This is a genomic window from Kitasatospora sp. NPDC093550, from assembly GCF_044764985.1.
In the GTDB taxonomy this organism is placed as follows: Bacteria; Actinomycetota; Actinomycetes; order Streptomycetales; family Streptomycetaceae; genus Kitasatospora.
Window position 1 is genome coordinate 119757 of record NZ_JBIWJF010000013.1, and the last position, 11280, is coordinate 131036.

Here is an 11280-nt window from a genome sequence, read left to right on the forward strand (position 1 = left end):
AGGCGGAGGCCGTCGAGGCCCCCGCCGAGGCCGCTGAGGCGGTCGTCACCGAGGCCCCGGCCGAGGAGAAGCCCGCCCCGCGCAAGCGCACCCGCAAGCCGAAGGCCGAGGCCGTCGAGGCGGTCGAGGCCGCCGAGGCCGCCGAGGCCGCCGAGGCGCCGGTGGCGGAGAAGCCCACCCGCACCCGGACCCGCAAGCCGAAGGCGGAGGCCGTCGAGGCCCCCGCCGAGGCCGCTGAGGCGGTCGTCACCGAGGCCCCGGCCGAGGAGAAGCCCGCCCCGCGCAAGCGCACCCGCAAGGCCGCGGCCACCGCCGAGACCGCCCCGGAGGCCCCGGCCGCCGAGGCCGCCTCCGAGGTCCCGGCCCCGCGCAAGCGCACCCGCACCCGCAAGGCCGCCGCGCCCGTCGAGGCGACCCCGGAGAGCTGACCGACAGCGCACCTCCCCCGAGGGGGCGGACCAGGCCACCCGGCCCGGCCCGCCCCCTCGGGCGTTCCCGCCCCGCCACCGCGGGCCGACCCGGAAGGATCCGCCGGACAGGCCCTAAGCTCGGGGGCGTCGGGGAGTCGCACGCAGCAGAGCAGGGAGCACCGCCCATGAGCACGCCGCCGTTTCTGAGCTTGCCCGGGTGTGCGCGGGCCGAGCGGGTGGTGACCGGGCGCGGGGAGTTCGCGGCGCTGCGGGCGGAGCCGGCCGGGCCGGTGCGCGGATCGGCGCTGCTGGTGCCCGGGTTCACGGGCAGCAAGGAGGACTTCATCGGGCTGCTCGAACCGCTGGCCGCGGCCGGGTACCGGGTGACCGCCGTGGACCAGCGGGGGCAGAACGAGACCGGCGGGACGGACGATCCGGCCGCGTACGCCGTCGACGAGCTGGGTGCGGACGTCCGGGCGCTCACCGGGGCGCTGGCGGCGGACGGCGGCCCGCTGCACCTGGTGGGGCACTCCTTCGGCGGCCAGGTGGCGCGCGAGGCGGTGCTCGCCGCGGCCGCGGACGGCCCGCTGCCGTGGCGGTCGCTGACCCTGGTGTCCACCGGGCCGGGCGCGATCGACCCGGCCGAGGCGGCCCGCACCAAGCTGCTGCTGGACGCGCTGCAGGTGATGGGCCTGGAGGAGATCTGGCAGGTCATGCGGCAGATGGAGGCCGACAGCGGACAGCCGGTGCCGAACCTGGAGCCCGAGGTCGCCGAGTTCCTGCACCGCCGTTGGCTGGCCAATGTGCCGCAGTCGCTGTCCGTCACCGGGGGCCATCTGATCGCCGCGCCGGACCGGGTGGCCGAGCTGGCCGCCGCCACCGCCGGGCTGCCGGTGCTGGTGCTCTCCGGGGTGCGGGACTACGCCTGGCCGGTCCCGGAGCAGACCGCGATGGCCGAGCGCCTGGGGGCCCACCGGGTGGTGGTCGCGGACGCGGGCCACTCCCCCAACGCCGAGCAGCCGGCCGCCACCGCCGAGGCCCTGACCGCTTTCTGGGCCTGACCGGCCACCGCCCACGGGCCTGATCGGCCCTCGTCGAAGCACCCCGCCGGAAGTGGTCTGCACCACTTCCGGAACGTCGACCGGCTTCACCACGGGACAAAAGTCGTTAGTTACGGTAATCTTTGATTCTGTCCGGGAATCATCGTCGGTCTCGACGCCGAGGTACATCACCCGAAACCTGGACTTCACGGACGGGCAACGGCCCGGTAGCACCGCCACGACACCGTGGTTCACGAGGCACTGGACGCACCAGGCAAGCAGGGGGAGCCCTTGCCGCAGCAGACCGCCGCACGTACGACCCGCCCGCTCCGGCCGCTTCGCCGGTCCCGCAAGACCCCGAAAGGGCTGATACCGACTCAGCCGCAAGAGCCCCGCTCCGCGGGGCAAGGAAAGGAGACGCCCATGACGAAGACCATGCGCTTCGAGATCGTCCGGCTGGACGACGCCAACGGCTCCGCCACCGACCGCCTGATCGCCGACGCCGCGACCGTGCGCGAGCACGTCCAGGCCGCCGCCCGCACCGGCGAACGCCTGCTCATCCGGCCGTGCCCGACCGTCTGACCCCGCGCGGCGGCTCCGACCGGGAGCCCTCACCCGCCGCCGACGAGCCGGGATCGTCCGATCCGGACGTTCCGATACCCGACTGACGCCCCGTCACCGCGATCGCCGATGACGGGGCGTCAGTGCGTCCGGGGTCGGCTCCCCGACGTTTGCCGCCGCCCGTCACGGGACATCCCCCAACGGGAACCCCCCGCGCCGCGCCCATCCGGAGTCGGCCGGGCGTCCGCCACCGACAGGTGCCGCCGAGCCCTCCGTACGGGTGATCGTCCTTGACGCGGCGGGGCCGGAGGGAGGAGCGTTGTCGGCTATGAGGGGCGAGCCAAGCTGCCCGAGGTGCGCCGGTCGGGTCCGCGCCCCCGGTCTGTTCTCAGACACCTGGCAGTGCGACCGGCACGGAGCCGTGCACCCGATGCAGCCCGTGCTGCCCCCGAGTGTCGAAGCCCTCGGCGTCGCCGTCGCCCGTTCACAGGTCCCCGTCTGGCTGCCCTGGCCGCTCCCGGTCGGCTGGCTCTACACCGGCATCGCCCACGTCGGCGACGACGTCTCCGGCGCCCGGGCGACCGCCGTCGCCTGCTCCGGCCCGGCGCCGCTCGGCGGCTTCGGCGAGCTGGTGCTGGTCGCCGAGGAGTTGGGGGTCGGCCTCGGCGCCCGCTACGCCGGGCTCCCCGGGCCGGACCCGGGCGACTCCGTCGGCCTCTACAAGCCCGCCGACGCCAAGTTGATGGCCGCCGGGCGGCCCACCCCGATGTTCCACGTCCCGGACGCCCCGGCCGACCGCGCGGTGTTCGTCGGCGAGGCCCGCGGGCTCTGGCTCTGGGCGGTCGCCTGGCCCGAGCAGTCCGCGCTGGTGATGTACGACGAACTGGTGCTCACCGATCTGCGCGAGGCCGGCGCCGAGCTGGACCTGCTGCCCTGCGGGGCGCTCTCGCCCCGGCTGCTCGGCTGACCGCCACCCCGACGGCCTATCCTGGGCGGCACCCACGAGCCTCCAGGAGCCGACCCGTGCGCATCGACCTGCACGCCCACAGCAACGCCTCCGACGGCACCGACAGCCCGGCCGAACTGGTCGCCGCGGCCGTCGCCGCGGGCCTCGACGTCGTGGCGCTCACCGACCACGACACCGTGGCCGGCCACGCCGAGGCCGCCCGGGCGGTGCACGCGCTGCCCGACGGCGCCCGGCTGACCGTCGTCCCGGGCGCGGAGCTGTCCTGCGTCGTGGACGGCGTGAGCATGCACCTGCTGGCGTACCTGTTCGACCCCGAGGAGCCGCGGTTCGCGGCCGAGCGGGAGCTGGTGCGCACCGACCGCTTCCGGCGCGGGCGGGCGATCGTCGAACGCTGCCGGGAACTCGGCGCGGACGTCAGCTGGGAGCAGGTGCAGCGGATCGCGGGCGCCGGCTCGGTGGGGCGGCCGCACATCGCCAGCGCGCTGGTCGAGGCGGGCGTGGTGGCCACCGTCTCGGACGCCTTCACCGCCGAGTGGCTGGCCAACGGCGGCCGCGCGGACGTCCGCAAGCACGAGACCGACCCGATCGAGGCGGTCCGGCTGGTCCGGGCGGCCGGCGGGGTGCCGGTCTTCGCGCACCCGGGCGCGGTCAAGCGCGGGCGGACCGTGCCGGACGGGGTGATCGCCGAACTCGCGGCGGCCGGGCTGGCCGCGCTGGAGGTCGACCACACCGACCACGACGAGGAGACCAGGGCCCGGCTGCGCGGCCTGGCCGGCGAGCTCGGTCTGCTGGTCACCGGCTCCAGTGACTACCACGGCACCCGCAAGACCGTCCGGCTCGGCGAGCACACCACCGATCCGGCGGTGTACGAGGCGCTGCTGGCACAGGCCACCGGCGCGAAGCCGATCGAGCGCTGAGGCTCGGGCCGCCGCGCTCCGGCGTACGGGGCGCGGCACGGGCGTGCGGTCACGCCCTGCACGCCCGGGTGGAGCCGGAAGGGCACCAGCCGGCCTGCCGGAGGCTCGCTCGGGCACCGCTCGGGCCGCGCTCGGGCACCGCTCGGTTCCGCATAGGCGCCGCCTGAGCGGCCGTCAGTCCAGCCGGACGCCCCGGCGCTGCGGGTCGCGCAGGTCGGTGCCCTGGTTCAGCCAGCGCTCCTGGAGCGCGGCCGCGCCGTGCACCCGCTTCCAACCGGCCTCGTTGGGCGTCATCGGCAGCAGCGGCAGGAAGCGGACCGGCTCGGCCGGCTCGGCCAGTTCGAGGTCCTCGACCAGGCCGCCCGGCTCGGCGGCCAGCACCGAGGTGAAGGGCGCACCGTCCCAGAGCGGGGCGCCCAGGTCCAGCGAGCCGCCCGGAGCCACCACCAGGCCCTCGACCTGCGGGGTCGCGGCGAAGGTGGCCAGGCTGCGCAGCACGCTGTCGTGCCCGCCGCGGACGGTCAGCACCAGTTCGGCGCGCGGGCCGCGCAGCTGGTCCGCCACCACGGCGGTCGGGTCGGCCATCGGCGCGGCGGCCATGCCGAGCGTCGCGTACCGCACCAGGCCCTCGGCGTCCGGCCCGAAGCGCAGCACCTCGATCCGGTCGGTGCCGAGGAAGGTGACCGCGGCGCGGCCGCTCGGTTCGCCGAAGGTGGAGATCAGCCGGGCCTCGACGGCGGCCAGCACCGCCTCCCGGGAGAGCTCCGGGGAGCTGCCGCCGTGGGGGTCGCCGAAGAGCGGGAAGTCGTGGGCCATGCCGGTGAGCGTAACCCGCCGGGGTCAGCGGGCCGTGTGCGGGCGGCCGGTGCAGCGACTCGTCAAGGAGCCGTAAAGCCTTGGGAACCCCTCGGCGTCGATGGCCGGTCAGATGTTAGGGTGAGCGACTGGCCACCGGGATGCTTCCGTCCCGGGGCGGCGGCGCGAAGGAGGTGGTTGCGGTGGATACCGGCCGACCATGCAGTACCGGCAGCTCTGCCCGGCCCCGACTTCCCCGTACCCCGCGCCCCGCAGGCCCGATCGGCTGAATCAGCCGCGGTAGCCCAGGCGCAGGCCTCACGGCGGACGGACCGGCCGGGAGAGCACTTTCGTCCCCCTTCACCGGTGTTCTTCGCCGTCGTACCGCGGCCGAACGTTTCTTCATCCGCGCCGCATTGCGACGGCTCCCTGCCCCTGGGAGCCTGCCATGTCGATGATCAACAGCCTGCGTGCCGCCGTCCGCACCAACCGCCGCCGCGGCGCGGCCGGGGTGTACGACGTCCTGACCGAGGACGCCTCCTCGGCGGTCGTGGACTGCGCGGTCTACCAGCACGGCAAGCGCAAGGGCGAGGCCTGCAGCCCGCGCGAGGCCGCCCGCCGGGTCAAGGCCGAGCAGCAACTCCCGGACGGCGAGGGCTCGTTCAGCTGGATCGGGCTGCACGAGCCGACCGAGGCCGAGTTCGAGGGGATCGCCCAGCGCTTCGGCCTGCACCCGCTCGCGGTCGAGGACGCGGTGCACGCGCACCAGCGGCCCAAGGTCGAGCGCTACGACGACGTGCTGTTCGCCGTCTTCAAGACCATCCGCTACGTCGAGCACGACCAGCTCACGCCCACCAGCGAGGTGGTGGACACCGGCGAGCTGATGGTGTTCGCCGGGCGGGACTTCGTGATCACCGTCCGGCACGGCGGCCACGGCTCGCTGCAGGAGCTGCGCCACCGCCTGGAGGCGGACGCGGACGAGGCCGGGCTGCTCGCCAAGGGCCCGGCGGCGGTGCTGCACGCGATCGCCGACCACGTCGTGGACAACTACCTGCTGGTCGCCGAGCGGCTGCAGAACGACGTGGACGAGATCGAGTACGGCGTCTTCTCGGCCAAGGGCGGCCGCAGCGCCGACGTCGGGCGCGTCTACCAACTCAAGCGCGAGGTGCTGGAGTTCAAGCGCGCCGTGGTGCCGCTGCTGCGTCCGATGCAGCAGCTGTCCGAGCCGCTGCAGCGGCTGGTGGACCCGGACATCCAGAAGTACTTCCGGGACGTCGCCGACCACCTGGCGCGGGTCGCCGAGCAGGTGCACGGCTTCGACGAGCTGCTGAACTCGCTGCTGCAGGCCAATCTGGCGCAGGTCTCGGTCGCCCAGAACGAGGACATGCGCAAGATCACCGCCTGGGCGGCGATCTTCGCGGTGCCCACCATGATCACCGGCGTCTACGGCATGAACTTCGAGTACATGCCCGAGCTGCACCACAAGTACGGCTACCCGATGGTGCTCGGCGCGATCGTGCTGATCTGCGTCGGGATGTACCGGGGCTTCCGCCGCAACGGCTGGCTCTGACCGCTACCGGCGCCCGCCGCGGGCGACCAGCACCAGCCCGAGCAGGATCAGCACCACCGCCGGGTAGGCGGCCGCCGGGGGCCACTGGCCCAGCCAGAGGGCCGCGATCAGCGCCGCTCCCGGGGTCTCCAGCAGGATCGCGGTGGAGGTGATCGACGGGCCGAGGTTGCGCACCACCCGGTTGCTCAGCGAGTGGCCGAGCAGCTGGGCGGCGACCATCAGCAGCACGATCTGCCACCACACCCCGGCCGGCCACCCGGTCATCGGCGTCCCGGCGACCAGGCAGATCCCGAGCAGGACCACCGCGGTGGTGGCGTAGCAGACCAGGGTGTACGCGGTCGTGCTGACGGTCTTGCGGACCTCGGCGCCCAGCAGCATGTACCCGGCCGCGGCCAGCCCGGCGCCGAGGGCGAGCGCGTCGCCGAGCAGCGCGCGGGGGGAGAGCGAGAGGTCGACCCCGGTCAGCACCAGCACACCGGCGAACGCCACGACCGTGCCCAGCCAGACCGCCCGGGGCGCCCGGACGCCCATCAGCCGCATCAGCAGGATGGTCCACAGCGGGGTGGTGGTGACCAGGGCGGTGGCGGAGGCCACCGAGGTCATCCGCAGGCTGGGCATCCAGAGCGCGAAGTGGACCCCGAGCAGCGCCCCGGCCGCGACCGCCAGCAGCAGCGCCCGCCGGCCGATCCCGCGCAGCTCGGCGCGGTGGCGCAACAGCGCGTACGGCCCGAGGACGCCGACCGACATGACGTTGCGCCAGAAGGCGATCGCCAGGGCGGGCGCGGCGGTGGCGCTGATCAGCGGACCGGACAGCGAGATGCCGCCGATCGAGACGGCGAGCAGCAGCAGGTCGAGGGTGGGGAGCGGGTGCGTCGGCCGCGATCCGACGGTGGTGGTGGCGGGGGCGGGGGCGGTCGCGGGCCGGGCGGCGGGCACGGCGCTCCTCTGCTGGTCGCGAATGGGTGGGGCGGTCATACGGTAAGGCCCGTGACGCCACAATGGAACTGTCGCCCGGGGGCTGAGACATCCCGTGGACGGGGCGGGCGGGAAGCCGCCGGAAACCCGTACGCTGTCGGCCATGGACCGTACGCCCGCCGCCGCGACCGCCGACGCCTTCCTCGACCAGGCCCTGCTGGAGGAGGCCGCGAAGAAGTCCGGGCTGCTCTGGGTGCGCGCGGACGGTCAGGAGCAGGCCCGCCCGCTGTGGCACGCCTGGCACGACGGCGCGGTCGTGGTGGTCGGCGAGGGCGGCGAGCAGCCGCTGCACGGCCTGGCCGCCGGCACCGGGGCCGTGGTGACCGTCCGCAGCAAGGACAAGGGCGGCCGGCTGACCGGCTGGAACACCCGGGTGGTCGAACTCGCGCCCGGCGGCGAGGCCTGGCTGGGCGCGGTCGAGGAACTCAAGGGCAAGCGGCTGAACGCGCCCGACACCGACGCGATCACCGAGCGCTGGGCCCGCGAGTGCCGGGTGCTGCGGCTGGAGCCCGCCGGCCCGCTCACCGAGCGCCCGGGCGCGATGCCGGACGGTTCGCACGCCGCCGCACCGATGCCCACCCCGGCCACCACCCGCCGCCCGATCCCGGCCGGCCTGCCCAAACTGCTGTTCAAGCGCCGTTAAAGGTTCACGCCCGGGACGCCTCGGACCACTACCGTGCCTCGTCGGGCCGGGCCCCGCGCTCGCGGGTAGATTTGGCCGCGAGTGCGCCCCGGCGCACCCCGCACGGCGTCGAGCGAGTCGAGGGAGTCCATGGCAGGGCCAGGCACCCGGGTCTTCATCTCCCATCTGTCCGCCATCGCGGTCTTCGACCCGAACGGCGACCAGGTCGGCCGGGTCCGGGACGTGGTCGTCTCGCTGCGCCTCGGCGGGCGCCCGCCGCGCGTGCTCGGCCTGGTGGTCGAGGTGGTCGGACGGCGCCGGATCTTCCTGCCGATGACCCGGGTGACCAGCCTGGAGTCCGGCCAGGTGCTCACCACCGGCGTGATCAACCTGCGCCGTTTCGAGCAGCGGCCCTCCGAGACCCTGGTGCTCGCCGAACTGCTGGACCGCACCGTCACCTGGTCCAAGACCGGTGAGGAGGTCACCGTGCTGGACGTCGGCATGGTGCAGACCCGGCTGCGCGAGTGGGAGATCAGCAAGGTCTTCGTGCAGGTCGGCCGGGCCGGACGGCTGCGCAAGGGCAAGGGTGAGCGGCTCACCCTGGACTGGCAGGACGTCACCGGCTTCGCGCTGCCCGAGCAGGACCAGGGCGCCGCCAACCTGCTCGCCACCTTCGACCAGCTGCGCCCCGCCGACCTCGCCAGCATGCTGCACCACCTCTCCGCCAAGCGCCGGGCCGAGGTGGCCGCCGCGCTGGACGACGAGCGGCTGGCCGACGTCCTGGAGGAGCTGCCCGAGGACGACCAGGTCGAGATCATCGGCAAGCTGAAGGAGGAGCGCGCCGCCGACGTCCTGGAGGCGATGGACCCGGACGACGCCGCCGACCTGCTCTCCGAGCTGCCCGGCGAGGAGGCCGAGCGGCTGCTCCAGCTGATGGAGCCGGACGAGGCCGCACCGGTGCGCCGCCTGCTGACCTACGAGGAGGACACCGCCGGCGGTCTGATGACCACCGAGCCGATCGTCCTGGAGCCGGACGCCACGGTCGCCGAGGCGCTGGCCCGGGTCCGGGTCAGCGACCACAAGCCGGCGCTCGCCGCGCAGGTCTTCGTCTGCCGCCCGCCGAGCGAGACCCCGACCGGCCGCTACCTGGGCACCGTGCACTTCCAGCGGCTGCTGCGCGAGCCCCCGTACGTCCTGGTCGGCTCGCTGGTGGACGACGACCTGGACCCGCTGCCGCCGGACACCCCGCTGTCGCTGATCACCAGCTACCTGGCGACCTACAACCTGGTCGCCGCGCCGGTCGTGGACGAGGCGGACCACCTGCTCGGCGCGGTCACCGTCGACGACGTGCTCGACCACCTGCTGCCGGACGACTGGCGCGACGCCGCGCTGCACGCCGACGACGCCCGGCACGACGATTGGGAAGGGGTGACCGGTGGACGGTGACCGCAACGGCCGGCCGGACGACTCCGCGCGCCGGCGCCTGCAGGGCGAGCTGCGGCAGCTGCGCCGGCTGCGCGAACTGCGCACCCGCGAGGGCGCCCGTGAACGCCGGCCGGAGACCTCCCCGATCGCCGGCACCGGCCGCGCCCGGCTCGACCAGCCGCGCACCGCCCGCCCCGGCCTGCTGTCACTGCCCTCCTACGACCCGGAGGCCTTCGGCGTCCTGTCCGAACGGATCGCCCGCTTCCTCGGCACCGGGCGGTTCATCGTCTGGATGACGGTGGTGGTCGTCGTCTGGATAGCGTGGAACACCCTGCTGCCGGCGACCGTGCGCTTCGACGAGTACCCGTTCATCTTCCTGACCCTGGCGCTGTCGCTGCAGGCCTCGTACGCGGCCCCGCTGATCCTGCTCGCGCAGAACCGCCAGGACAACCGGGACCGGGTCAACATGGAGCAGGACCGGGCCCGCAGCGACCGCAACATCGCGGACACCGAGTACCTGACCCGCGAGGTCGCGGCCCTGCGGCACGGGCTCGGCGAGGTCGCCACCCGCGACTTCATCCGCTCGGAACTGCAGTCGCTGCTCCGGGAGATCGAGGAGCGCCGGGAGGCCTCCGAGTCGCTGTGACCGGCGGCACGCTACCGGCGGGTTAAGGGCATCCGTCGGCGCCGTACCATCAAGGCATGGCCAACGAGACAGAGGTCGCGGCCGGCGTCACGGAGGACTCCGTACGCCAGGCGCTGGCGACCGTCAACGACCCGGAGATCAACCGTCCGATCACCGAGATCGGCATGGTGAAATCGGTCGAGATCGCCGAGGGCGGCGCGGTGCGCGTCGCGGTCTACCTGACGGTCTCCGGCTGCCCGATGCGCGACACCATCGTCACCCGGGTCCGCGAGGCGGTCGGCAAGGTCGCCGGCGTGACCGGTGTCGAGGTCGAGCTCGACGTGATGAGCGACGAGCAGCGCAAGGAGCTCTCCCAGCTGCTGCGCGGCGGCGCCCCCGAGCGGGAGATCCCGTTCGCCAAGCCGGGCACGCTGACCCGCGTCTACGCCGTCGCCTCCGGCAAGGGCGGCGTCGGCAAGTCCTCGGTGACGGTCAACCTGGCGGCCGCGATGGCCGCGGACGGCCTGAAGGTCGCCGTCGTGGACGCCGACATCTACGGCCACAGCGTGCCGCGCATGCTGGGCGTCGAGGGCCGGCCGACCCAGGTCCAGGACATGATCATGCCGCCGCAGGCGAACGGCGTGAAGGTCATCTCGATCGGCATGTTCACCCCGGGCAACGCCCCGGTGGTCTGGCGCGGCCCGATGCTGCACCGCGCGCTCCAGCAGTTCCTCGCCGACGTCTGGTGGGGCGACCTGGACGTGCTGCTGCTGGACCTGCCGCCCGGCACCGGCGACATCGCGATCTCGGTGGCCCAGCTGGTCCCCAACGCGGAGATCCTGATCGTCACCACCCCGCAGATGGCCGCCGCCGAGGTGGCCGAGCGGGCCGGCACCATCGCGGTGCAGACCCACCAGAAGATCGTCGGCGTGATCGAGAACATGTCCGGCATGCCGTGCCCGCACTGCGACGAGATGATCGACGTGTTCGGCACCGGCGGCGGCCAGACCGTCGCGGACGCCCTCACCCGCACCGTCGGCGCGACCGTCCCGGTGCTCGGCTCGATCCCGATCGACGTGCGGCTGCGCGAGGGCGGCGACGACGGCCGCCCGGTCGTGCTCGCCGCACCCGACTCCCCGGCCGGCGCCGCCCTGCGCGCGGTGGCCGGCAAGCTCGGCGGCCGCCAGCGCGGCCTCTCCGGGATGTCGCTCGGCCTGACGCCCAAGAACAAGTTCTGAGGCGGTAGTCGACCGCCGCCCCGAGCGACGGGTCACCGGCGAGCGGGCGAGTCCCGCCCCGAGCGACGGGTCACCGGCGAGCGGGCGAGTCCCGCCCCGAGCGACGGGTCACCGGCGAGCGGGCGAGTCGCGCCC

Annotated in this window: 11 protein-coding genes and 1 pseudogene; 10 read left to right on the forward strand and 2 right to left on the reverse strand. The window is 74.3% G+C overall.

The window, feature by feature from the left end:
* The 5 genes and pseudogenes from ACIRD3_RS21915 to ACIRD3_RS21935 all read left to right on the forward strand — a co-directional run.
* Positions 1 to 428 (forward strand): annotated as a pseudogene (locus ACIRD3_RS21915) (ATP-dependent helicase); the annotation flags it as partial.
* A 167-nt stretch (positions 429 to 595) separates the two neighbouring features.
* Positions 596 to 1471, forward strand: coding sequence for an alpha/beta fold hydrolase (locus ACIRD3_RS21920; protein ID WP_402219109.1), 876 nt, complete (start codon positions 596 to 598; stop codon positions 1469 to 1471).
* A 402-nt stretch (positions 1472 to 1873) separates the two neighbouring features.
* The gene (locus ACIRD3_RS21925; RefSeq protein WP_157849739.1) at positions 1874 to 2032 is read left to right on the forward strand and encodes a hypothetical protein; all 159 of its coding nucleotides are present in this window, start codon (positions 1874 to 1876) and stop codon (positions 2030 to 2032) included.
* Positions 2033 to 2339: 307 nt separating this feature from the next.
* Positions 2340 to 2978: a DUF6758 family protein gene (locus ACIRD3_RS21930; RefSeq protein ID WP_355257481.1), complete on the forward strand. Its 639-nt coding sequence runs from the start codon at positions 2340 to 2342 to the stop codon at positions 2976 to 2978.
* Between the two features lie 56 nt (positions 2979 to 3034).
* Positions 3035 to 3895, forward strand: coding sequence for a PHP domain-containing protein (locus tag ACIRD3_RS21935; RefSeq protein ID WP_402219112.1), 861 nt, complete (start codon positions 3035 to 3037; stop codon positions 3893 to 3895).
* A 174-nt stretch (positions 3896 to 4069) separates the two neighbouring features.
* Here ACIRD3_RS21935 and ACIRD3_RS21940 read toward each other — a convergent pair whose 3' ends face one another.
* Complete coding sequence (locus ACIRD3_RS21940; RefSeq protein ID WP_402219115.1) at positions 4070 to 4711, reverse strand: suppressor of fused domain protein; 642 nt, start codon at positions 4709 to 4711, stop codon at positions 4070 to 4072.
* Between the two features lie 427 nt (positions 4712 to 5138).
* Between ACIRD3_RS21940 and corA the strand changes: the two genes are divergently transcribed.
* Positions 5139 to 6260 carry a magnesium/cobalt transporter CorA gene (gene corA, locus ACIRD3_RS21945; RefSeq protein ID WP_402219118.1) on the forward strand — a complete coding sequence of 374 codons (1122 nt, stop codon included), beginning with the start codon at positions 5139 to 5141 and terminating at the stop codon, positions 6258 to 6260.
* Positions 6261 to 6263: 3 nt separating this feature from the next.
* Here corA and ACIRD3_RS21950 read toward each other — a convergent pair whose 3' ends face one another.
* Complete coding sequence (locus ACIRD3_RS21950; protein WP_402219120.1) at positions 6264 to 7235, reverse strand: DMT family transporter; 972 nt, start codon at positions 7233 to 7235, stop codon at positions 6264 to 6266.
* A gap of 103 nt (positions 7236 to 7338) precedes the next feature.
* Between ACIRD3_RS21950 and ACIRD3_RS21955 the strand changes: the two genes are divergently transcribed.
* The 4 genes from ACIRD3_RS21955 (at position 7339) to ACIRD3_RS21970 (ending at position 11145) form a co-directional block, all read left to right on the forward strand.
* A complete protein-coding gene (locus tag ACIRD3_RS21955) occupies positions 7339 to 7878 on the forward strand; it encodes a hypothetical protein (RefSeq protein ID WP_402219123.1) in 540 nt (179 codons plus the stop codon).
* 129 nt (positions 7879 to 8007) lie between these two features.
* Positions 8008 to 9303 (forward strand): magnesium transporter MgtE N-terminal domain-containing protein, encoded by a 1296-nt coding sequence (locus ACIRD3_RS21960; RefSeq protein WP_402219126.1) that lies wholly within the window; start codon positions 8008 to 8010, stop codon positions 9301 to 9303.
* Between the two features lie 49 nt (positions 9304 to 9352).
* Entirely contained in the window at positions 9353 to 9928 is a 576-nt protein-coding gene (locus ACIRD3_RS21965) for a DUF1003 domain-containing protein (protein ID WP_402219420.1), read from the forward strand.
* Between the two features lie 56 nt (positions 9929 to 9984).
* Positions 9985 to 11145 carry an Mrp/NBP35 family ATP-binding protein gene (locus ACIRD3_RS21970; RefSeq protein ID WP_396532441.1) on the forward strand — a complete coding sequence of 387 codons (1161 nt, stop codon included), beginning with the start codon at positions 9985 to 9987 and terminating at the stop codon, positions 11143 to 11145.
* Positions 11146 to 11280 lie beyond the last annotated feature (135 nt).

Excerpts from the sequence above, each read along its gene's own strand:
- ACIRD3_RS21960 (WP_402219126.1), top strand. The coding sequence starts at position 8,008 with ATGGCAGGGCCAGGCACCCGGGTCTTCATCTCCCATCTGTCCGCCATC.
- corA (WP_402219118.1), top strand. The coding sequence starts at position 5,139 with ATGTCGATGATCAACAGCCTGCGTGCCGCCGTCCGCACCAACCGCCGC.
- ACIRD3_RS21930 (WP_355257481.1), top strand. The coding sequence starts at position 2,340 with ATGAGGGGCGAGCCAAGCTGCCCGAGGTGCGCCGGTCGGGTCCGCGCC.
- ACIRD3_RS21920 (WP_402219109.1), top strand. The coding sequence starts at position 596 with ATGAGCACGCCGCCGTTTCTGAGCTTGCCCGGGTGTGCGCGGGCCGAG.
- ACIRD3_RS21970 (WP_396532441.1), top strand. The coding sequence starts at position 9,985 with ATGGCCAACGAGACAGAGGTCGCGGCCGGCGTCACGGAGGACTCCGTA.
- ACIRD3_RS21940 (WP_402219115.1), bottom strand. The coding sequence starts at position 4,711 with ATGGCCCACGACTTCCCGCTCTTCGGCGACCCCCACGGCGGCAGCTCC.
- ACIRD3_RS21955 (WP_402219123.1), top strand. The coding sequence starts at position 7,339 with ATGGACCGTACGCCCGCCGCCGCGACCGCCGACGCCTTCCTCGACCAG.
- ACIRD3_RS21950 (WP_402219120.1), bottom strand. The coding sequence starts at position 7,235 with ATGACCGCCCCACCCATTCGCGACCAGCAGAGGAGCGCCGTGCCCGCC.
- ACIRD3_RS21925 (WP_157849739.1), top strand. The coding sequence starts at position 1,874 with ATGACGAAGACCATGCGCTTCGAGATCGTCCGGCTGGACGACGCCAAC.